Below are 21,682 nucleotides of genomic sequence, written 5' to 3' on the forward strand. Positions count from 1 at the left end.
GGGCCGTGCGGGTGACCGCGGTGGGGAGGGGCGCTGCGTGCCCTTCTCCACCTCCCGCACCAGCGCCAGCGTCTCCGGCAGGGGGGGGACGCCCAGCTCGCGGGAGAGGACGCTGCGCAGTTGTTCGAAGGCCGCGAGCGCCGCGCCCCGGTCTCCCTGGAGGTAGTGCAGGCGGATGAGGTGGCGTCCCGCCTGCTCGGACTCGGGCTCCTGGCGTGCCCACGCCTGCGCGAGCCCCAGGGCGGCGGTCCAGTCCCCTCCGGAGGTGAGGTGGCCGATGCGGGCCTCGCGCGCCTCGCGCACCCAGCCCTCGACGCCCGCGCGGGCCCCGTCCAGCCAGCGCGCGAGCTCCGGACCGTCATCGAAGTCGAAGCCCGCCAGCAACGTGCTGCCTTCGGCCCCGACGGACTCCAGGGCCCGCTCATACGCCTGGGCCTCGATGGCGGCCTTGAGGCACGCGACGTCCACGTCCGACGGCGCCACCAATGCCAGACGTTCGGTGTCGCCCTCCACCAGGGCCTCCCCACCGCTGGCGAGGCGCAGGCGGCGCAGCAACTGCCGCATGTTGTTGCGCGCGGTGGTGGGAGAGGAGTCCGGCCACAGGAGGGCCGCCAGCGCGAACTTGGGCGAAGGCCCCTGCAATCCCAACCACGCCAGCAGCGCCGCCGCGCGCCGCTCCAGTCGGATCCGCTGTCCTTCAGGGCCCCACAGTTGCGCCAGCCCCAGCACCTGCACCCGCCATCGCATCCCAGCCACCTGCCGTCTCCCAAGACTTCCCGCGCACCCGCGCTTGTTGGTGCCCCGGAGTCTACGGGGAGCGCGACCGCCGATTTCTGTAAACTGCGCTCTCCGTGTTTTTCCAGCGTGAGCGTCTGGCAATGGAGCGACTGGAAGGACGTTGAACCTGGCGCGGTGGCGCACCGGGTCATGGGCCAGGGGCTTCGTCATCGTCGGGTCATGGCTCGGCCATGTCCTGGCCGTGGTGCGCCGGCCCGGAACAGATGGGCTAGCGTCCCCTCCATGCAATTGCTCCGCACCGCCACGCTCCTGCTGCTGACGGGGTTTCTCGCCTCGGGTTGCAAGCGGGACTCCGAAGCTCCTGCGTCCAATCCGGCGACGCCCACCGCGCCGAAGTCCGCCTCGGCGCCCCCCGCTCCGGGCCCGGCGCCCGCGCCCTTCGCCCAGGCGGGACTGGTGGCGCCCGTCACCGCGGCGGGACAGCCGGACACGGGCGAGGTGGACCTCGCGGCGCTGCGCGACTCCGTGGCGGACCCGAAGGTGCTCTCCGAGCAGGAGCTGTTGGCGCTCTCGGACCCCCACGGCCGCCAGGCCGAGGACCCCAGCGACGTCGCCATGGCGGTGCCAACGGCCGCCCCGCCGTCCTCGGGGGCTGCCTACGAGGATGCACCCGGGCTGGGGGAGGACGCGGCCATGCTCCGGCAGGTGCCGCCCCCGCCCCCGCCGCGACGCGCGATGCCCGAGAACCGACCGTCCCGGTCCGAGCGTCCCGCGCCCGCGGTTCGCGAGCCCGAACCCGACAGGCTGGAAGGCAGCGTCGCTGGGGGCGTGATTGGCGGTGTCGTCGGCGGTCAGCTCGGCAGCGGGGCCTCGGCGGGTGCGCCGCCGCCCTCTGCACCGGCCCCGTCCGAGGCCCGCGTGCTGGAGCAGAAGCGCCGGGAGATCATCCAGATCATCAAGGGTGGGCGAGGCGGAGGGAGCGAGGCGCTCGCTGGCCCCTCCCCCAGGGACGACGGTGAATACGAACGGGCGGAGCCCGCGAAGAAGGCGGTCGCCGAAAAGGCTGCCCCCACGCCGGTGCTTCCTCGCGTGGAGTCCGCGCCGCGTGCCGCCAAGGTGCTGGTGATGAGCGACGACGGTCGCTACCAGCCGCTCAAGGCGCGCGCCATCCGTGTCGTCACGTACATCCAGGGGTCGCGCGCGCGGACGGTGGTGGACCACCTCTTCGAGAACGACACCGGCCGCAACCTGGAGGGCACGTTCTACTACCCGCTGCCCGGAGGCGCGACGGTGGCCGGGTTCGCGCTGTACTCGGGGGCGGTGACGGTGGACACGCCGTCGCTCTTCCAGTCGTCGGAGCTGCTGCCGCCGCTGGGCGACAACTCCACGGACTCCGCGCTGCTCACCGCCTCCGCGCCGCCCGCGCCGCAAGGGGCGAAGCGCTCCTGGGGCAACATCCAGGAGGCCCGCGTCGTGGAACAGAAGCGCGCGCGGGAGGTGTACGAGGACGTGGTGCGTCGCAACGTGGATCCCGCGTTGCTTGAATGGTCCGGCGCGTCCACCTTCAGCGCGCGCGTCTTCCCGCTGCCGCCGAAGTCCCTCAAGCGCGTCGTCATCGCGTATGAGCAGACGCTCCTCTTCGACGGACAGCGCCTGCGCTACACGTGGCCGCTGCCTCCGGGCGCGGGCCCGCAGGTGCGCGTCACCGCGCGCGTCCATGTGGATGCGCGACAGGCGCCGGAGATCACGGTGCAGCCGGAGCCGGGCGCGAAGGCCCGCAAGGTCGACGCCTGGCAGGTCTACGACTTCCCGAAGCTGGCGGGAGACGGGGCGCTGTCGGTGGCCCTGAAGCCGCGTCACGAGGACGCGGATGTCCTCGTGGGCGGGGACGTCGCGGGCCTTCCCGGTCATGCCTTCCACGCGCGCGTGCGGCTGCCCACCCGGCTCACGTCGGGGGAGGAGGGCGCTCCCACGGGCCGCGCGGTGCTGGTGGTGGACACCTCCCTGTCCTCCGAGGACGGCAACGCCTGGGCCATCCAGGCGGCCACGCTGCGCGCATTGCTGGAGAAGGACCCGACGCTGAAGGAGTACGCGGTGCTCCTCTTCGACGTGCGCCCCCGCTGGCTGCACGGGCCGGGCTTCCGCGCGAACGACGCGAAGCACCGCCAGGAGAGCTTCGCGGAATTGGAGCGCATCTACCTGGAGGGTGCCTCGCACGTGGACGGCGCGCTGGAGGAACTGGACCAGGCCGGACGCGAGTGGCTCAAGCCCGCTGCGTCCGGTGAGCGCGTGACGGCCTTCCTGCTCTCCGACGGCAACATCACCTGGGGACAGAGCCGCGTGGACGCGCTGCTCTCCCGGCACCCCAGCGTGGAGTCGCTGCGCTGGGTGACGTACCGCTTCGGCGAGGCCGCGGTGAACACGGAGCTCTTCGACGCGCTGGCGCGCTCCAGCGGGGGCCGCGTTGTGAGCGTCCTGTCCGCGGCGGAGGTGGACTCCGCGGCGAAGGCGCACCGCGCGGCGTCGGTGATGCTGTCGCGCGTGTCCGTGGTGGGCACGGACGTGAAGGACCTGGTGGTGGCGGGCAGGCCGCGCCTCGTGTTCCCCGGGCAGGAGCTGCAGGTGGCGGGGCGGCTGCCGGGCAAGGGGGACGCGGCGCTGGAGGTGGTGACCCAGGCGGGCACCGGGCCCGAGCGCACGCTGCGCATTCCCCTGCCGCGTGACGAGGAGAGCGCGTTCGCGCCCCGGGCCTGGGCGGAGCTCTTCGTGTCGCAGCTGGTGTCCCTGGACGACGAGCGGTTGGACCGGATGGTGGTGGCGCTCAGCCAGCACTACCGGCTGGCCAACGCCCGCGCGTCCATGCTCGTGCTGGAGTCGGAGGGGGACTACCAGTCCTATGCCGTCCGCGACGAACAGGTGGACCTGCAGAACCTGGAGTCGCTGCGGCGCCGGGAAGAGGACCAGCGCCGGGACAAGCTGCTGGGCATCGCGCTGGACGAGGTGCCCGAGAGTGGCCGCGCGGTGGTGGCCCGGCTGGCTGAACAGAAGGCGGTGCTCACGCCGCTGCTCAAGCGTCAGCCGCTGCGGGATGCGCCCTACGCGGGCGGGGATGAGCGGCTCCAGGCCGAGTTGACCTATCGCAACGCACGGCGGGCGAACCGGGACGACGTGATGATCTACGAGGCGGTGGCCCGGAGGCGCGCCTTCTCGGGGGACACGTGGGGCGCGGTGCGGGCGCTGTCCTCGCCGGTGGAGCTGCGCTCGCAGGACGCGGAGGCGCTGCGGCTGGTGGGGTACGGCCTGCTGGCGCTGGGGCAGTACCCGGCGGCGGCGGAGCTGTTCGAACACGTGCGGCTCAGCCGTCCCTTCGAGGCGCAGGCGTTCCTGGAGGAGGCGCTCGCGCTGGACGCGGCGGGGCGCTATTCGGAAGCGGCCCGGAACTACGAAATCGTGCTGGCGCGCTCCTGGAAGCGGCATGGCTCCGAGGTCCGGACGGTGGCGGCCTTCCACTACGCGCGGCTGCTGGCGGGGTTGGAGCGGCAGACGCAGCTCAAGGAGACGGTCGCCGTGCTGCGGGCGCGCCGCTCCGAGCTGTCAGGGGCTCGCGGGGTGTCGGGGTTCACCAGTGCGAAGGCCATCGACTACCAGCTCACCACGCACTGGAACTCGGACAGCACGGACATCGACCTGTGGGTCATCGAGCCGAACGGGGAGAAGTGCTTCTACCAGCACAAGGAGACGCGGCTGGGCGGGAAGCTGTTCTGGGACATCACGGACGGCCTGGGGCCGGAGCTGTACCACGCGCGCAAGGCGGCGCCGGGGCCGTACCACGTGGTGGTGCACTACTACGGCAACAACTCCGCGCGGTACGTGGTGCCCACGGCCCTGCTGCTCGTGAGCGACCGGGGTGTCTTCACGGCCAACGACATGGCCCAGCGCCGCTTCCAGGTGCGCATCCTGCCCAACAGCAACGCGCGTCTGTTGTTGCGGCGCGAGGAGCTGGTGGCCATGGGCAAGGACGGCGTGTCGGCGCAGTCCGCGCCCTGAGGGCGGCGGTTGGAGGCCCGTGCTCGCCGGGCCCGTGGGGCCCGGCGGCACCTATCCTTGTGTGGGGACCGCGGAGCCCGAGGGCTCCGTGGACGCGAAGCGCGTGTCGATGTGCAGGGCCCGTGACAGCGTCAGCGTGACGGGCGTCTTCGCGGAGATTTCGAGCAGGCGGGCGCGCTGCTCCGGCGTCACGGTGTCCGCGCAGTCGAGGACCCGCTCGACGCGCTCACCCGCGGGCTCGCGAATCAGCTTGAGGCGCACGACGAGCTTGCCCAGGTCCCACTTCTTCTTCTCCGCGTACATCTTGAGCGTGATGGCCGTGCATGCGCCGAGCGAGCCCAGCAGGAGCTGGTACGGCGCGGGGCCCTGGTCCGCGCCGCCGCGTGCCACCGGTTCATCGGCGGTGAACTGGTGGTGTCCGGTGCGGATGTGCTGGGTGAGACCTTCGCCGCTCTCCACCGTCGCGGCGGAGAGCAGGATGCTGTCGGGGGCATTGGCCATGCCCCCTTTCTACGTCAGGTCGAAGCCCGGCGCTCACAGTGCGTGGCGAACGAGCCAGGCGCGGATGGCGTGTGCGATCTCCTCGGGTGCGTCTTCCGGCGCATGGTGTCCCGCGCGGGCGAGTGGGACGACTTCGAGCGCCGGGAGCGTGCTTCGTGCCCACTCGACGATCTTCGGTGCGCTGAGCCCGGTGTCACCGAACGTCAGCAGGAGCGCGGGCTTCGCGGGCGTGCGTGTAAGCCACGCGTCGTAGGCCTCGATGACCGCGGCGACGTCGGCGGGCGCTCCGTCAATGGGAATCTCCCGAGGCCACTGCAGCACCGGCAGGCGCGAGGCCGCGTCCGGGTAGGGGGCGTAATAGACCTCCCGGTCGCTCTCCGACAGCCCGCTCAGGACGCCGTTCGCGAGCGACCGCGCCAGGAACGCGTTCTGCTCGAGCACCAGCTTCTCGCCGGTCCCTGGCGTGCGCAGCGCGCGGAACAGCTGCTCGCCCTGTGGAGGCCAGTCGCTCCAGTGCATGGGCCGGAGGAACGTCTCGAACACGACCACGCCGCGCACGCGGTCCGGGTGCCGCCGCGCCCAGTCGAGGGCGAGGACTCCTCCCCAGTCGTAGCCCACGAGCACGACGTCGCGCAGGTCGAGCGCGGCGAACCACGCATCCAGGTAGCGCGCGTGATCCGCGAAGCGATAGGGGATGTCGGGCTTGCCTGAATGCCCCATGCCGATGAGGTCGGGCGCGAGGCACCGGCCGCGGTCGGCGAGCCGTGGAATCACGTTGCGCCACACGTGCGAGGACGTGGGGTTGCCGTGCAGGAACACGATGGGCGAGCCGGTTCCGGATTCACGGTATGCGATGAACGAGTCGAGGACCTGGAGTTGATGCGCCGTGGACATGGGAGTGCTCCGTGAAGGAAGGAGGGTGGGGGAGTGGCACGCGAGGAGCGCACCCGCGATGAGCCCGCCGAGCAACCTGTGCATGCCCGCATGATGGGTTCGTCGAACCCTCCCTGGTAGTGATGGTTCGTGAGGGCTAACCTCACGAACCGTGAGCAATTCCATCACCGCCCTGGACCTCAATCTCCTCCTGGTGCTCCACACCGTGCTCACCGAGGGCAGCGTGGCGCGCGCGGCCAGCCGGCTCCACGTCACGCCCTCCGCGGTCAGCAACGGCCTGGCCCGCCTTCGCTCCGTGCTGGGGGACCCGCTCGTGACGCGCAAGGGCCGCGGCATCGTCCCCACGCCTCGGGCGCTCGCGCTCGCGCCCGCCATCGCGCGCGGCTTGCGTGAACTGGAGCTCGCGATTCACGAGGTTCCGTTCGATCCGACGGGCTGCACGCGTGCCTTCACCCTCGCCGTCGCGGATGCGGGACAGCTCACCTGGGTGCCACGCATCGTCGCGCTGATGACCGCGGAGATGCCCAGGGCGCGCCTCTCGGTGGTCGGCATCGACTCGCTCGTTTCACTCGGCGACCTGGCGTCGTCCCGGATTGATCTGCACATCGGCCTCGCCGGACGGGGCACGGGCCTGCACTTCGAGCCGTTGCTGGAGGAACGCACCGTCCTCGTGGCCCGGGGGGGCCATCCCGCGCCTGGCGCACGCATGACCGCGCGCGTGCTCGGCACGCTCCGGCATGTCGGCGTGGAGATGGTTCCGGGCAAGGCCTTTCGTGATCTCGTCGGTGCTGCGTACGCGCGCGCGGGCATCCGCCGCGAGGTCGCGGTGACGGTGCCTTCATTCACGGCCGCTGCTGCGGTCGTGGCCACGACCGACTTCGTCGCGACGCTGCCGGAGTCGCTCGTCGCAGCGCAGGGCACACGTCTGGGGGTGCGCGCCGTCAACGCTCCGTTCCCCGCGCACACCGTCAAGCTCGCGCTGTGCTGGCATGAGCGCACCCATGCCGACCCCGCGGCGCAATACCTGCGCGGGCTTGTCCGGCGCGCGGTCCTGGGGGCGTGAGGGTGGACACGGACGAAGCCCTCCATGCCCGGGTGCGGGTTCGGAGGGCTTCGAGTCGCTTCGCGGAGGTATGCCGGGTGGCCACGCCTCGACGGACTTCAATGCCAGGCGCGGCTCACGCGGGAGGACTGCACGTGCCGTGGGTTACCAGGGGGCGATGCCCTGCTTCTCGTGCGGCGTCTGCGTGTACGTGGACTTGAACACGGAGCCCGCCGCGTTGAGCCCGGAGCCGAAGGCCTCGACGAGGGCCTGCTTCACGTGGCCCTGCTTCGCGCTCTGGAAGGCGTCGCGGCCGAAGTTCAGGGCCTCGCGCTGGTGCGCGTTGACCTCGCTGCGCTCTCCGCGCTCCACCTTGACGACGTTGTCCAGGACGCTGTTGCGGGAGCGGTCGGAGATGCCGATGCCGTTCTTGTCGAGGAGCTGGTTCACGCCACTGACCTGCTGGGCGTAGTCGCTCTTCTTGCCCTGCGTCGTCGAATCAATCTGCTTGCGCGAGGGATTCAGGAACGTGTGGTTGCTCTTGACCTTGAACATGGTTTTTCTCGCTCGGGGCGGCGGCCGCCCCCGGTAGGTGGTTCTTGAAGAAATTGTCGGGGCATGTGGGCCGAAGTTTCCTGGGACTTTCATTTCCCCACAAGAGCCGTGAACTCTCCACCCGCGAGAAGGGGCTGCGGCCACGCCGCTCAAGCCTGGACTTCCTAGGTCAGGCGCTCGGCGAGGGCGGCGAGCTGCTCCGTGACGGTGCCCCAGCCCTCGAAGAAGCCCAGCTCCTGGTGCTTGTCCTTGTCGGCGGGGGTCCTGTGCATCACGTGGACGGCGTAGTCGGTGCCCTGGGGGTGGTCCTTCAGCGTGATGCTCGCCGTCATGAACAGGAAGGGTTGTTCGGCCGGCCGCCATCCCCCCACCAGGGCGTTGGTGAAGACGAGCCGTTCGAGCGCGTCGACGGCGAGGAAGCACCCCGTCATGTGCGGCATGAAGTCACCGCCGTCCTCGCTGAAGTGGGTCACCAGGGCGCCGCCGGCACGGAGGTCCATCCGCAACACCTTGCAGCGGGCCGGCGCGGGCACCCACCACTGCTCGAAGCTCGCGGGCGTCGTCCAGGCCTTCCAGACGACGGACCGGGGCGCCTTGATGATCCGTGAAATCGTCAGGTCGAGTTCGGGATTGGGAGAAGGGCTCATCTGGATTCTTCCTTGTCTTGGGAGGCGGTGACGAACTGCTCGAGCCTGTCGGTGCGGCCTTCCCAGATGACGCGTTGGGCGGACAGCCACGTCTCGACCGCGGCGAACGGCTTCTTTTCCAGCGCACAGGTCCGGACGCGGCCTTCCTTGTGCGTCCGGATCAATCCACTGCCCTCAAGCAGATGGATGTGTTTCATGAAGGAGGGCAAAGCCATGTCGAAGGGCTTCGCCAGGTCGCTGATGCTCGCGGGGCCCCGGCCCAGCCGTGCCAGGACGGCGCGGCGGGTGGGGTCTGCGAGCGCCTGGAAGATGCCGTTCAGCTGCTCTTGATACTGTTCCGATTGGCTAAGTATCATGGCCAGATACTTAGCACAAGGGCTAACCAATCGTCAGGGGCCCGGCGTGGGGTGGAGGCGGCGCCTTCAGCTCACGCCTTGAACGTCATCAGGGGACGCAGCCTCGCGACCTCCCGCACGATGTCCGCCTCCACCTGCGAGCCCACCACCGAGCCGATGGGCTTGTAGGCCGCAGGCGCCTCCTCGATGCGGCGTTCGGCGCGGAGCGCGATGCAGTCCACCCCGGTGAGGCCCAGCGCCTCCTCACGGTGCTCCGCGCCGCCCCGCGACATGGAGAAGCGCGAGCGTGCCCGTCCCGCCCCATGCGACGCCGACGCCAGGGCCCGCGCGTTGCCCAGTCCCCGCATCAGGTAGGACTCGGCCCCCATGGAGCCGGGGATGATGACCGGCTGTTCGTCCTCCGCCGGGCACGCGCCCTTGCGCGCCAGCCACCCTCCCTCCCAGGGCAGGGTGATGTTGTGCGGCACGTCGTAGACGAGCGGCGCCTCCACGTCCCCGAACAGCTCGCGCAGCGTGTGCCGCACCAGCTCCGCGAGGAGCAACCGGTTGAGGAAGGCGTAGTTGGCCGCTGTCGCCTCGGCCTTCAGGTACTCGCGCACCTTCTCCGGGTCCACGAGCGGGAAGATTCCGCTCTCCGGGAAGGGGGCGCTCGCGGGCCACGCCGCCCGGACCCGCTCCTGCCACGTGCGTCCCACGTGCTTGCCCATGTCGCGCGAGCCGGAGTGCACCATGAACGCGAGCTGTCCCTCGCGCACGCCCCAGGCCCGGGCCCGCGCGCGGTCCACCACCGCCTCCACCCGCTGCACCTCCACGAAGTGGTTGCCACCTCCGATGGTGGCGAGCCCCGGGTCGCGCACCACGCCCTCCCGCCGCAGTCCGGTGGGCGCCCACGACGGATCCCCTTCGAGCGCACCCCCCAGGTAGACGCGCGCGGACTCGCGGTCCAACTGGCCCAGGTCCGCCCGGGCCGACATGCCCAGGGGATTCTCCTGCGTCTCCAGGAGCCAGCCCGGCAGGCCGTCGCGCAGCAGGGCCTCCAGCGCGCGCGAGCCCTGGGCTACGTCCCGCGTGCCGAAGAAGCAGTGCCCCTTCATCCGCTCGACGAAGGCGTCGCGACGGGCGAGGAAGGCGTCCACGGGGATGTCCGCGACATGCAGACGCATGCCGCAGTTGATGTCCGTGCCCACCGCGCCGGGCACCACCATGCCCTCGGTGTGCACCACCGAGCCGATGGCCACCCCGGAGTCACCCGGATGGAAGTCCGGCGTGGCGCGCACCTGCTTCACGCGACCGCCGTCCGGATGGTGGAGCGCGGCGAGCGCGGCGAGCTGCTGGAAGGCCTTGCCCTCCACGGGCAGGTCCGGTGGGAGGAGCACTTCGGCGGCGGGGGCGTGGGGATCCGCCAGGAGTCGAACGGTGTAGACACGGCCGTCGTACGTGACGTCGAGCCCCTCGCGGGCAAGCGCCCGCAGGAGCCGGTTCAATTTCGGCTGCATGACCTTCTCGGAATCTGACCCGGTACGAAAAATCCGGGGGACGTGAGCGATGGGATGAGACCTCGGGTCAGCAGCCGCGGTCGGGACGCCGGAGCGTCCGCGGGCCCTGTGACGCCGTCATCCGCCGGCACCTGACAGCGGTGGCCCGCGAGGTGCCGCGCTAATGGGCGAGTCCTGCGGTGCGCATGACGCCGCGAGTGAATCCAGCAGCGTGTCGGAGGGAGACGGTAGGGTGGTCGGTCCCGGGCAGTGCAGCCCGGCAGCACCCTTCACGGAGGTCCCTGATGCATTTCCCCGTTTCCTCGCGCACGCTGCGCACCCTGTCCCTGGCGGGCGCCTGCTCGCTGTTCGTCGCCTGTGACTCCGACGACAAGCCGCCCGTCACCCAGCCCCCGCCGGACACCTCGCCGCGCACGCTGACGCTGCTGCAGACGAGCGACCTGCACACGAACATCTTCCCCTGGGACTACTTCACCGGGAAGCCGGACGCGAAGCGCGGCCTCGCCAGGGTGGCCACGCTCATCAAGCAGGAGCGGGAGAAGAACCCGGACTGCACGCTGCTCTTCGACACCGGTGACACCATCCAGGGCTCGCCGCTCGGCACCTACTACGCCATCGTGGACAACGCGCCCAAGCACCCCATGGCCACCGCCATGAACGAGCTGGGCTATGCCGCCATGGCCCTGGGCAACCACGAGTTCAACTACGGCCAGGACGTCCTCAACAAGTTCAAGAGCGAGGCGAACTTTCCCCTCCTCGGCGCGAACGTGCGCAAGAGCGCGGACGGCTCCGAGGCCTTCACCCCGTACGTGATGACCACGGTGTGCGACGTGAAGGTCGGCATCCTCGGGCTGGTGACGCCGGGCGTGGCGACGTGGGAGCGCAAGGACAACATCACGGGGCTGCGCTTCGACGACCCGCTGGAGACCGCGAAGACCTACGTGCCGAAGATGAAGCAGGCCGGCGCGGACGTGGTGGTGGTGGCCATCCACAGCGGTCCGGACAAGCAGCCGGTGGGCAGCGCGAGCAGCCCCGAGTCATGGCTCGCGGACTACGCGGATGCCACGAAGTGGACCGACCGGGGCAACCTCCCCGGTGAGAACGAGGCGGTGCAGATCGCCCAGCAGGTGGCGGACGTGGACGTGCTGCTCACCGGCCACACCCACCAGCCCATCCCGAAGATGCTGCTGAAGAACCAGGACGGCCGCGAGGTCCTCCTCACGCAGCCCAACCGCTGGGGCAGCCACCTGGCCAACGTGCAGCTCAACGTCACCTGGAACGGCGAGCGCTGGGGCGTGGAATCCCACGACTCACAGCTCCACGCGGTGGACGACAAGGTGGTGGAGGATGCCACCGTCAAGCAGCTCACCCAGGCCTACCACGACACCACGGTGGCCTACGTGAACCAGAAGATTGGCAGCACCACCGCGGCCTTCACGGGTGGCTTCGCCGGACGCTACGTGGACAGCGCCCTGGGGGACCTGCTCAACATCGTGCAGGAGGAGGCCGCGGAGGAGGCCGGCTTCACCGTGGACCTGTCCGCGACCGCCCTGTTCTCCAATGACGTCGCGCTGCCGAAGGGGGACGTCACCCTGCGCGACGCCTACAGCGTCTACATCTACGACAACACGCTGTACGTGATGGAGATCAACGGCTCCATCCTCCGGCGCGCGCTGGAGATGAACACGCTGTACTTCAAGCAGTTGGACGCGGCCAACCTGCCCGCGAAGCCCGAGGACGCGAAGGCCACCATGCCCGTCGTCGCGGACTACAACTGGGACCTCTACTCGCGCATCGAGTACGGCTACGACCTGACGAAGCCCGCGGGCTCCCGGCTCACGCACCTGCGCTTCCAGGGCGTGGACGTCCGGGATGACCAGGTCTTCCGCATCGCCGTCAACAACTACCGCGGCGGTGGCGGAGGCGGGTACAGCATGTTCAAGGAAGGCCGCCTGCTGTGGTCCTCCGCGGACGGCGTGCGTGACTACGTCGCGCGCTACATGCAGTCGCACCAGAACCTGTCGCCGGACGCCGTGAATACCTGCAACTTCACGCTCGCCCCGGACCTCTACACGCCCTACTTCGCGTCCACGCTCGGCGCGGCGAAGTGCGTGCCCGCGAAGTAGCCGCGGGCGGACGTGCGTCGCGCTGAAGGACTCAGCGCGACGCGCGCACCCGCCAGGACGGAGCGACCACCGGGGGCCAGGGGCGTGGAGCCCCTGGCGTCACGGGGCTTCCAGCAGCCCGGCTTCCTCGCGGACGGGCGCGGTGCGCGTCCGGGCGATGAGCAGGTAGATGGCGGGCACGAAGTAGAGCGTGAAGAGCGTGCCCAGGGCCATGCCGGTCACCAGGACGAGCCCGATGCTGTTGCGCGCCGCCGCGCCCGGTCCCGACACGAGCACGAGCGGGAAGTGGCCCGCGACCGTGGCCACGGTCGTCATCAGGATGGGACGCAGACGCGCGGAGGAGGCTTCCCGCACCGCCTCCAACTTCGTCTTGCCCTCATCCTGGAGCCGGTTGGCGAAGTCCACGATGAGGATGCCGTTCTTCGCGATGAGCCCCACCAGCGTCACCAGCCCCACCTGGGAGTAGATGTTGAGGGTGGTGGTGAAGCTGTCGGTGAAGTACGGCATCGTCGGGTTCGGCATCCGCAGGAACGTGGTCATCATCGCGCCGAAGAGCGCCAGGGGCACCGACCCGGCGAGGATGATGAGCGGATCCCGGAAGCTGTTGAACTGGGCCGCGAGCACCAGGAAGATGAGCACCACCGCGAGCATGAACGCCGGGAGGAACGTGTTGCCCTCCACGCGCAGCTGCCGGGACTCGCCCGTGTAGTCGATGCGGTAGCCCGCGGGCAGGATGCGCGCGGCCTCCGTCTCCAGGTAGGTGAGCGCCTCATCCAACGGCCGGATGGCCACGCCGCTCAGCTTCACCGCGTTGAGCTGCTGGAAGCGGTTGAGCGAACGGGGGGCCACCTTCTCCCGGAGCGACGCGATGGACGACAGCGGCACGAGCTTGCCGTCCGGACCGGTGACGTGGATGTCCTTGAGCTGCTCGGGGTTGAGCCGGGAGGTCCGCAGGACCTGCGGGATGACCTTGTAGCTGCGGCCGGCGATGTTGAACCGGTTGACGAAGTTGCCGCCCACCGCCGCGCCCAGGTCCTGTCCTACGCTCCCCAGGTTCAATCCCAGCTGCGCGACCTTCTCGCGGTCGACCTCCACCTCCGACTGGGGCTGGTCCATCTTCACGTCGATGAGCGGCGGGAAGGCGAACAGCCCGCTCTGCGTCGCCTTCTCCTGCAGCTGCTGCGCGAAGCCCAGCAGCTCCTCCGCCTCCGCCGTGGAGGCGATGACGAACTCCACCGGGAAGTTGCCGCCACCCGGCAGCGCGGCCGGCTGGATGGCGAAGGTCTGGATGCCCGGGAGGACATTCACCCGCTCCTGCGTCTCCGCCAGCACCTGCGCCCCGGAGCGCTTGCGCTGCTCCCACGGCTTCAGCCCCAGGCCCCAGAACCCGTTGCCCGGGCTCATGACCTGGAAGATGAACCCGGCCTCCGGCATCGCCAGGAGCGTCTTGCTCACCTCGTTCACGGACGGCGCCAGCTGATCCAACGTGGAGTTGGACGGGGTGCTGACGATGCCGAAGACGATGCCCTGGTCCTCCGTCGGCGCAAGCTCGCGCGGCGACTGGGAGAACATCACGAGCGCGAGCAGGCTCAGCACCACCCACGCGGCGTAGACCGGTCCCCGGATCTCCAGCGAGCGGTCCAGCGTGCGGGCGTACCCGGCGCGCAGGCGTTCGAAGGAGCGGTTGACGACCCCGGCGAGGCCCTTGTCCTCATGGCCCGCCCGCAGGAGCGAGGCGGACATCATCGGCGAGAGCGTCAAGGCCACCACGCCCGACAGGGCCACGGCCCCGGCCAGTGTGAGCGCGAACTCCCGGAACAGCGAGCCCGTGAGCCCTCCCTGGAAGGCGATGGGCGCGTAGACCGCGGCGAGCGTGAGGGTCATCGCGATGATGGGGCCCACCAGCTCCCGCGCGCTCTTGAGGGCGGCGTCCACCGGGCGCAGCCCTTCGCGCAGGTGGCGCTCCACGTTCTCCACCACGACGATGGCGTCGTCCACGACCAGGCCTACCGACAACACCACCGCGAGCAGGGTGAGCAGGTTCACCGTGAAGCCGAACATCTGCATCAGGAACACGGTGCCAATGAGTGACACCGGGATGGCCACCACCGGCACCAGGATGGAGCGCACGGAGCCCAGGAACAGGAAGATGACCACCACGACGATGAGCAGCGTCTCCGCCAGGGTGCGCACCACCTCGTCGATGGCGTTCTGGATGTACTCCGTCCCGTCGAAGGCGATGCCGGCCTTGATCTGCTCCGGCATCTCCCGCTTCAGCGAGACCATCTCATCGCGGATGCGCTGCATGACCTCCAGCGAGTTGGCATTGGGAAGCGACCAGATGCCGATGAAGACCGCCGTCTTCCCATTGATGGTGACGTCGGTGTCGTAGTCCTCGGCGCCGAGCACCACGTCCGCGATGTCCGACAGCCGCACCACCGCGCCACCGTCCCGCCGCACGATGAGCTGCCGGAACTCATCCACCGAGCGCAGGCTGGTGTTCGCCGTGAGGTTCACCTGGACGAGCGAACCCTTGGTCTGGCCCACGGCGGCCAGCGAGTTGTTGGCGGCGAGCGCCTGCCGGACCTGCGAGGGGCTGACGTTGAGCGCGGCCATCCGCTCCGGCTTCATCCACACCCGCATCGCGAACGTGCGCGCCCCGAGGATGTCCGCGCGCTGCACGCCCTCCACCGAGGACAGCCGAGGCTGCACCACCCGCACCAGGTAGTCGGACAGCTCGTTCTGCTGGAGGAAGTCGGAGGTGAAGTCGAGATAGGCGACGGCGAACTGGCTGTCCGCGGACTCGATGCCCATCACGGGGACCTGGGCCTCGGGAGGCAGGTCGCCGCGCACCTGATCGACCTTGGAGCTGATCTCACTCAAGGCGCGGTTGGAGTCGTAGTTGAGCTTGAGCCGGGCGCGGATGATGGAGACGCCCTGCAGGCTCTGGGACTCGACGTAGTCAATGCCGTCCGCGGCCGCGATGACGCGCTCCAGCGGGGTGGTGATGAAGCCGCGGACCAGCTCCGCGTTGGCGCCGACGTAGGCCGTCGTCACCGTGATGTCGGCGTTCTCGCTGCGCGGGTACTGCCGCACGTTGAGCGAGCGCAGGGCCTGCAGGCCCGCGATGATGATGAGGAGGTTGACCACCAGCGCCACGACGGGGCGGCGGATGAAAAGGGCGGTGAAGTTCATGGATTCGCCTTCCTCTGCCCTACGGGTTCACGGGCTGGGGCGCGGCCTCGACGGGCGGCGCCAGCGCGTTGTTGAGGACGACGGCCGCGCCGTTCTTCAGCTTGAAGACGCCGCTGCTGACCACGGTCTGCCCGGCCGTCAGGCCCGACGTCACCTCGACGAAGTCTCCCCGGCGCTCACCCAGCCGCACGAACTGCTGCCGCGCCAGGAGGGCCGCCTTGCCCGCGGCGTCCTTGCCCTCGGAGAGGGTGAACACCGAATCGCCGTAGGGGGCGAAGAGCACCGCGGTGGCGGGAATGGCCACCACGGGGTGGCTGGCCTCCGCGAGCACCTCCACGGTGGCGAACATCCCCGGCAGAAGCCGCCCGTCCGCGTTGGGCACGGTGGCGCGCATGCGCACGCTGCGCGAAGACAGCTCCACCTCCGGGTTGATGGTGGTGAGCTCGCCCTCCCACGAGTTGCCGGGGAAGACGTCCACGCCCAGGCGCACCTTCTGCCCCTGCTTCACGCGGGCCAGCGCCTGCTGGGGGAGCAGGAACTCCACGATGGCGGGGGTGATGGACTGCAGGGAGGCGATGGGGTTGCCCGGGGAGACGAGCTGCCCCAGCTCCACCTGCCGGATGCCGATGCGGCCCTCGAAGGGCGCGCGGATGGTCTTCTTCGCGATGAGGGTCTGCAGGTGGGCCACCGTGGCCTCGGCCTGGACCGCCCGCGTCCGGACGGCGTCCAGCTCCGACTGGGTGTTGGCGCCCTGGGAGTGGAGCTTCTCCACGCGGTCGCGGGTCAGCCGCGCGAGCTGCGCGTCCGCCTCCGCACCGGTCAGCTGGGCCCGCTCGCTGGAGGCGTCGAGCTGGACGAGCACCTGGCCCTTCTTCACCGACGCGCCGTTCTCGAAGCGGATGTCGCTGACGACGCCCGGCAGTTCGGCGCTCAGCGTCACGCCGCGCAGCGCGAGCACCGTGCCGACCGCGCCCTGGGTCGCCTGCCAGCCGAAGGACTCCGCCTTGGCCGACGTGACGGACTCGGGAGGCGGCACAAAGGTTTCACCCGCCTGGATCATCGCGACGATCTGCGCGCCCTTGACGCCGACGAGCAGCGCGAAGATCCCGAGCAGGAGCAGGACGCCGATGACCCACCGCTTGAGGCGGCCGACCGGACGCGAGGGGGAATCGGTCACTTCGTGGGAGGGGGCAGGGAGCGGTGCATGCATCGTGGGCACTCGAGCGCGGTGGGTCGCGCGGCCGTGTCAGGGATTGTTCCGCCCTGTAGCCGAAACCCCCGGTGTTTACGCTCTTGAAAATCCGTTTTTTGTCGTAGCCGAACCGTGCGGGTGCCCAACTCGGTGGATTGTCCCGGGGAGACGTGACGATCCCGTGGCGGGAGCGCTCCCCGGGCCCGCTTCGGAGCATTCCCGGGCGGACAGGCGGCCGGGGGCAAGCGCCCCTGCTGGCGTGTATGGGTTTCAGCGGGCGCGGCCCGCGTTCGCGTCTGGTTTCAGGGCTCCTCGGGGGCGACCGGCAACCCGGAGCGGGTGAAGGAGAAGACCAGCGAGGTCTCGATGCGGCTCACCTCGGGGCGGCTGGTGAAGGAGCGGATCGTCAGGACCCGGAGGTGCTCGGTGTCCCGACACACCACGTGCACGAGGAAGTCCGTGGTGCCTCCCAGGCAGTAGACGGCCACCGTCTCCGGCAGCGACCGCAGGTGGTCGCCGATGTTGCCGAAGGCCTCGCCCACGTGGAGCCGGAGCTGCACCGCGATGAGGGCCTGGAGCCCGAGCCCGAGGGAGCGTGCATCCAGCTCCGCGCCATAGCCCTTGATGACGCCTTCCGACTCCAGCTTCCGCACGCGCGTGAGGCACGACGAGGGCGCGAGCCCCACCTGCGCGGCGAGTTCCTTGTTGGACAACCGCGCATTGTTCTGGAGCGCGGCCAGAATGGCGCGATCAATTCGGTCGAGGGAGGTCATCCGGGGCTTGCCGGGCCGCACGGTGGGGTGCCTCCCTTCGACAAGGTGAAGGTCGAGCAGTTCCAGCCGGCGCTGGAGGAGGGGATGGCGCGCTACCGGCGGGAGGTGACCGCCATCGTCTCCAACAACACGCCCTTCGTGAAACCGGCTCCCGGGGAGCCCGCGTTGCTCGGCTGGCGCGACGCCCAGACGCTCTTCCACGAGTTCGGACATGCGTTGCACGTGCTGGGTTCGAACGTGGCGTATCCGTCGGTCTCCGGAGGCCGCGTGGTGACGGACTACGCCGAGTTTCCCTCGAAGCTGATGGAGCACTGGCTCGGGACGCCCGAGGTGCTGGGCCGCTTCGCGCTGCATCACCAGACGGGCCAGCCGATGCCGGCGGCGCTCGTGGCGAAGCTGCGCAAGGCGGCGACCTTCAACTAGGCCTTCTACACGGTGGACTACCTGACCTCGGCGCTGGTGGAGATGAAGCTGCACCTGGAGGGAAGCAGGCCCGTGGATCCGGACGCGTTCGAGCGGGACACGCTGCGGCGGCTCGGCGCCCCGGAGGCCGTGGGCATGCGCTTCCGGATGCCCCACTTCGGACATGTCTTCGCGAGCGACGCGTACGCGGCGGGCTACTACCGCTACCTGTGGGCGGACATGCTGGCCGCGGACGCCTTCGAGGCCTTCACGGAGGCGGGAGGCCCCTACGATGCGAAGGTGGCGGCGAGGCTGCGCGCGAATGTGTTCTCCGTGGGCAACACCGTGGATCCGTTCGAGGGCTACCGCGCCTTCCGGGGCCGGGACGCGAGCCTGGGCGCGCTGCTGCGGGAGCGCGGCTTCCCGACGAAGGAGGCCGCGCCCGTCAGGGCGAAGTCCACGGCCCCGTGAGGGCGCGAGGGAGCTGGCGGTGACGGCCGGCCTCGCGGGGCCGGGGCGCATGGCCTACCCTGGGCCCCGGGCAGGTGTCGCGTCAGCCCGGAGGACCGGGTGCAACCCCGAGGAGGACCGGATGCTCGCCTGCGTGGATGTGGACTACCGGCCTGACGTCACCGTGGCCGCGTGTGTCCTCTTCCGTGGCTGGACGGACGCCAAGGAGGCCGCGCACCTGGTGGAGCGAGGCCCCGTCGCGGCCCCCTACGAGCCCGGCCAGTTCTACCGCCGCGAGCTGCCGCACCTGCTGCGCGTGCTCGCCGGGGTGCAGGAGCCGCTGGAGGCCATCATCGTGGATGGCTACGTGTGGCTCGGGGCGGACAAGCCGGGCCTGGGGGCCCACCTGTACGAGGCCCTCTGCCGCGCGGTGCCCGTCATCGGCGTGGCCAAGACGCCCTATGTCACCACCGGCCCGGCCCTGCCCATCGTGCGTGGCCAGAGCCTGCGGCCCCTGCTCATCACCGCCATCGGGATGGAGACCGCGACCGCCGCGGAGCACATCCGGCGGATGCACGGCGCCTCGCGCATGCCGTATCTGCTGACCCAGGTGGACCGGCTGAGCCGGGCGCCCTGACGCGGCGGAGCGGCGCGCGCACACCCTGGTGACCGGGGTCATCAGGTGGTGGATGCCGTCATCGCTTCACTCGAGGCTGGGAGCGGGGAGCGCTCAGCTCAAGTGCCTGATCTTCCGAGCGGAGGACCGGCCAGGCCCTGACGGGCGGCGGGGGGAGGACGCTGGCATGCGTCCTGCTCTACGTCCCTGTGTTCCTTCCAAGGCTTGCCACCCCCTCCGGCCACCCTGAGTCTGAAATGTCCATCTCGCTCCTCAACCGCTCGTCGCTCTCCACTCCCCCTTCGAGCATCTCCAACCTCAAGCCGGTCACCTCCCCGGCCGAGAGCGTGAAGAGCACCCAGGCGCCGCAGCCGCGCAACGACCTGCGCCAGATGTTCATGACCGACTCCTTCGACCAGGGCGTAAGCCCGCCGGGTGGCATCGGGAAGGCGCAGGAGCAGGTATCGCAGCTGCTGGGCGGGATCATGCAGTTGGTGAAGGCGCTGGAGACGCAGGCGTCGGGCGGGCAGGGCGATGACCTGGGCCTTGGGGCGCACGAGCTCGCGCCCAGCCTGGAGGATGGGGTGGACGGCGTGGCCCCGGCGGCCCAGGCCCAGGGGGCGGCGCCCGTCGCGAGCAAGGCCAGCGGCGCGGTGGATCCGATGCACTCCAACCGCACCAGCGACGCGGGCCCCGGGTTCGGCGCTCCGTCCGCCGGCTCCACCGAACAGGTGAGCGCGAGTGAGCCGTGGTTGGCGAAAAACAACGTCGGCTCGCCCTACAACAGCAACATGCTGGTCATCGATCCGAGCAAGAAGGGTGACTACAAGTACACGAACACGTTCGCCAACAAGACGAACCAGCCGCAGACCGTGACGCTCTGGAACAAGACGGGGGAGAAGGGCGGCCCGAACGACGGGCAGCACTTCGACAAGAGCACCCCGAAGACGTTCACGTTGCAGCCCGGCGAGTCGAAGGTCGTGGCGTTCGACACCAACAGCAGCGTGGCGTGGGCTGTCTCGAAGGACGGCTCGTCGAAGCCCGGCGCGAACTCCGGTCAGACCTGGGGCGAGGCGACGTTCGCGAACGCCGGCACGGGTTGGAGCGGCTATGACACCAGCCAGATCAGCCCCGCGGGCCACAATGGCAAGATGTCCATCTCCAACGAGGCCAATGGTCACACCGTGACGGAGGCCAATGCCTGGCAGACGCCTTCGGATGATCCGGCGGGTCGCGATGTCGGCGTCCCCGCCGGTCCGCTGAACCTGACCACGGTCTTCAGCTGAGGGACTCAGGGCTCCGGGCGGGAGGGCGCGGGGACCGGCAGTTGTTCCGGCTCGCCCCGTTGGACCAGGTGGATGCGTGTGCCGGAGGTGCCCTGGCCGAGGTCGGGCTTGAGCACCTGCTGTGCATCGTAGTGCCCGCCGTTCTGCCTGCGGAACGGGAGCGGGTCGTCCGTGAACAGGCCGTCCAGTCGCGCCTTGAACGCCTCCGCGATGGATGACCACTGCTCTGCTTTCAGGCGGTCGGACTGGTAGGCCGTGAACGGCGGCAGGACGTCCATCCCGGGATAGAAGAGCACCCCGTGCTGGATGGGGAAGAGGACGTCATCCAGGGCCCCGTTGACGCCGCGGTCGGAGTAGTGCGGCGCGCGTCCGCCAATCGTCACGGAGAGCATGGCGCGGCGGCCCATCAGCGAGCCCTCGCCGTAACGGTCGCCCCAGCGTTCGCCCTCGTGCACTCCGACGCCATAGGCGAAACCGAAGGCGAAGACGCGGTCCACCCAGCCCTTGAGGATCGCCGGCATCGAGAACCACCACATCGGGAACTGGAAGAGCACGGCGTCGGCCCAGAGCAGCTTCTCCTGCTCGGCGACGATGTCCGGGCTTTGCGAGCCGTGGGTGAAGGCGGTCTTCGACGCCCGCTCATAGAACAGCCGCTCCCCGGCATCGTGGTCCAGGAAATCCGCCCCGTCGGCATTCGCCTTCCAGCCCATGGCGTACAGGTCCGGGACGCGAACCTCATGGCCCTGGGCACTCAGGTGGCGCACCGCGAGGTCCTTCAGCGCGCCATTGAGCGACCGCGGTTCGGGGTGGGCGTAGACAATCAAGGTCTTCATGGCACAGAGGTACGATTCCGGTTATTTCTTCGCAAGTACGCACAAGTTTGGGCAGTACGCACAAAGAGGTAACCATGACTCGCAAGCGCGACGACGACTCGAAGACGAACTGCGCGGTGGAATCGTCCCTCGGCGTCATCGGCGGGCGGTGGAAGGGCGTGGTGCTGTACTGGTTGCTGCACGGCACGCACCGCTTCGGCGAGCTGCGCAAGCGGTTGCCGAACTGCAGCCAGCGCATGCTGACCCTGCAACTGCGCGAACTCGAGGAGGACGGGCTGGTGAAGCGCACTGTCTACGCCGAGGTGCCGCCGCGCGTGGAATACGAGCTCACCCCCTTCGGCCGCTCCCTGGAGCCGGTGCTGTTGGGATTGCGCGACTGGGGTGAGAAGTACAAGCGCCGCTTGCAGCGCACGGGATGAGGGAGGACCTCGCGGTCACGATTGAGTCCGCCGCCTTGGAGCCGGGCACGACCCGGGATCGGACCGGACGGCGGCTCTGCGGTGGGGGGGGCGTGGGCCGGGGCCATGCTGCTC

General features: G+C 69.9%; 17 protein-coding genes and 1 pseudogene. 7 read left to right on the forward strand and 11 right to left on the reverse strand.

Translation table 11 applies throughout. From position 1 onward, the window contains the following. A partial coding sequence (locus D7Y13_RS18650; RefSeq protein ID WP_208734471.1) for an AfsR/SARP family transcriptional regulator occupies positions 1–747 on the reverse strand: 747 nt, incomplete at its 3' end. A gap of 273 nt (positions 748–1,020) precedes the next feature. Between D7Y13_RS18650 and D7Y13_RS18655 the strand changes: the two genes are divergently transcribed. Continuing rightward, positions 1,021–4,785 (forward strand): DUF2135 domain-containing protein, encoded by a 3,765-nt coding sequence (locus D7Y13_RS18655; RefSeq protein ID WP_120583238.1) that lies wholly within the window; start codon positions 1,021–1,023, stop codon positions 4,783–4,785. 51 nt (positions 4,786–4,836) lie between these two features. On the opposite strand, the gene D7Y13_RS18660 is transcribed toward D7Y13_RS18655, so the two are convergent. Both D7Y13_RS18660 and D7Y13_RS18665 read right to left on the reverse strand, forming a co-directional pair. Next, positions 4,837–5,286 carry an OsmC family protein gene (locus D7Y13_RS18660; RefSeq protein WP_120583237.1) on the reverse strand — a complete coding sequence of 150 codons (450 nt, stop codon included), beginning with the start codon at positions 5,284–5,286 and terminating at the stop codon, positions 4,837–4,839. A gap of 33 nt (positions 5,287–5,319) precedes the next feature. Further along, positions 5,320–6,180, reverse strand: coding sequence for a haloalkane dehalogenase (locus D7Y13_RS18665; RefSeq protein ID WP_120583236.1), 861 nt, complete (start codon positions 6,178–6,180; stop codon positions 5,320–5,322). Between the two features lie 151 nt (positions 6,181–6,331). On the opposite strand from D7Y13_RS18665, the gene D7Y13_RS18670 reads away from it, so the two are divergent. Continuing rightward, positions 6,332–7,243: a LysR family transcriptional regulator gene (locus D7Y13_RS18670; protein ID WP_120583235.1), complete on the forward strand. Its 912-nt coding sequence runs from the start codon at positions 6,332–6,334 to the stop codon at positions 7,241–7,243. 144 nt (positions 7,244–7,387) lie between these two features. Here the strand turns inward: D7Y13_RS18670 and D7Y13_RS18675 are convergent, their stop codons facing one another. The 4 genes from D7Y13_RS18675 to D7Y13_RS18690 all read right to left on the reverse strand — a co-directional run bounded on the left by D7Y13_RS18675 (position 7,388) and on the right by D7Y13_RS18690 (position 10,276). After that, on the reverse strand, positions 7,388–7,777 hold the full coding sequence (locus tag D7Y13_RS18675; RefSeq protein WP_120531904.1) for a hypothetical protein: 390 nt from the start codon (positions 7,775–7,777) through the stop codon (positions 7,388–7,390). Between the two features lie 164 nt (positions 7,778–7,941). Beyond that, positions 7,942–8,424 (reverse strand): SRPBCC family protein, encoded by a 483-nt coding sequence (locus tag D7Y13_RS18680; protein WP_120583234.1) that lies wholly within the window; start codon positions 8,422–8,424, stop codon positions 7,942–7,944. Beyond that, entirely contained in the window at positions 8,421–8,780 is a 360-nt protein-coding gene (locus D7Y13_RS18685) for an ArsR/SmtB family transcription factor (protein WP_120583233.1), read from the reverse strand. Before D7Y13_RS18685 ends, D7Y13_RS18680 begins: the two co-directional genes overlap by 4 nt. Positions 8,781–8,851: 71 nt before the next feature. After that, the gene (locus D7Y13_RS18690; RefSeq protein ID WP_120583232.1) at positions 8,852–10,276 is read right to left on the reverse strand and encodes an RtcB family protein; all 1,425 of its coding nucleotides are present in this window, start codon (positions 10,274–10,276) and stop codon (positions 8,852–8,854) included. A gap of 284 nt (positions 10,277–10,560) precedes the next feature. Between D7Y13_RS18690 and D7Y13_RS18695 the strand changes: the two genes are divergently transcribed. Next, on the forward strand, positions 10,561–12,402 hold the full coding sequence (locus D7Y13_RS18695; RefSeq protein WP_120583231.1) for a bifunctional metallophosphatase/5'-nucleotidase: 1,842 nt from the start codon (positions 10,561–10,563) through the stop codon (positions 12,400–12,402). A gap of 99 nt (positions 12,403–12,501) precedes the next feature. On the opposite strand, the gene D7Y13_RS18700 is transcribed toward D7Y13_RS18695, so the two are convergent. The 3 genes from D7Y13_RS18700 to D7Y13_RS18710 form a co-directional block, all read right to left on the reverse strand. Beyond that, on the reverse strand, positions 12,502–15,597 hold the full coding sequence (locus tag D7Y13_RS18700; protein ID WP_120583230.1) for an efflux RND transporter permease subunit: 3,096 nt from the start codon (positions 15,595–15,597) through the stop codon (positions 12,502–12,504). A gap of 19 nt (positions 15,598–15,616) precedes the next feature. After that, positions 15,617–16,807, reverse strand: a complete 1,191-nt coding sequence (locus D7Y13_RS18705; protein ID WP_120531898.1) for an efflux RND transporter periplasmic adaptor subunit — start codon at positions 16,805–16,807, stop codon at positions 15,617–15,619. 284 nt (positions 16,808–17,091) lie between these two features. After that, positions 17,092–17,562: an Lrp/AsnC family transcriptional regulator gene (locus D7Y13_RS18710; protein WP_120583229.1), complete on the reverse strand. Its 471-nt coding sequence runs from the start codon at positions 17,560–17,562 to the stop codon at positions 17,092–17,094. Positions 17,563–17,652: 90 nt separating this feature from the next. Between D7Y13_RS18710 and D7Y13_RS18715 the strand changes: the two are divergent. From D7Y13_RS18715 to D7Y13_RS18725, 3 genes and pseudogenes are all read left to right on the forward strand, one after another. Beyond that, positions 17,653–18,435, forward strand: a pseudogene (locus D7Y13_RS18715) (M3 family metallopeptidase); the annotation flags it as partial. Between the two features lie 121 nt (positions 18,436–18,556). Then, positions 18,557–19,051: an endonuclease V gene (locus D7Y13_RS18720; protein WP_120531895.1), complete on the forward strand. Its 495-nt coding sequence runs from the start codon at positions 18,557–18,559 to the stop codon at positions 19,049–19,051. 236 nt (positions 19,052–19,287) lie between these two features. Continuing rightward, positions 19,288–20,316, forward strand: coding sequence for a hypothetical protein (locus D7Y13_RS18725; RefSeq protein WP_120583228.1), 1,029 nt, complete (start codon positions 19,288–19,290; stop codon positions 20,314–20,316). A 5-nt stretch (positions 20,317–20,321) separates the two neighbouring features. Here the strand turns inward: D7Y13_RS18725 and D7Y13_RS18730 are convergent, their stop codons facing one another. Continuing rightward, positions 20,322–21,149, reverse strand: a complete 828-nt coding sequence (locus tag D7Y13_RS18730; protein WP_120583227.1) for an NAD(P)H-dependent oxidoreductase — start codon at positions 21,147–21,149, stop codon at positions 20,322–20,324. A 74-nt stretch (positions 21,150–21,223) separates the two neighbouring features. Between D7Y13_RS18730 and D7Y13_RS18735 the strand changes: the two genes are divergently transcribed. After that, the gene (locus tag D7Y13_RS18735; RefSeq protein ID WP_120531892.1) at positions 21,224–21,568 is read left to right on the forward strand and encodes a winged helix-turn-helix transcriptional regulator; all 345 of its coding nucleotides are present in this window, start codon (positions 21,224–21,226) and stop codon (positions 21,566–21,568) included. Positions 21,569–21,682: the final 114 nt, after the last annotated feature.

This window comes from Corallococcus praedator, from assembly GCF_003612125.1.
Taxonomy (GTDB): domain Bacteria; phylum Myxococcota; class Myxococcia; order Myxococcales; family Myxococcaceae; genus Corallococcus; species Corallococcus praedator.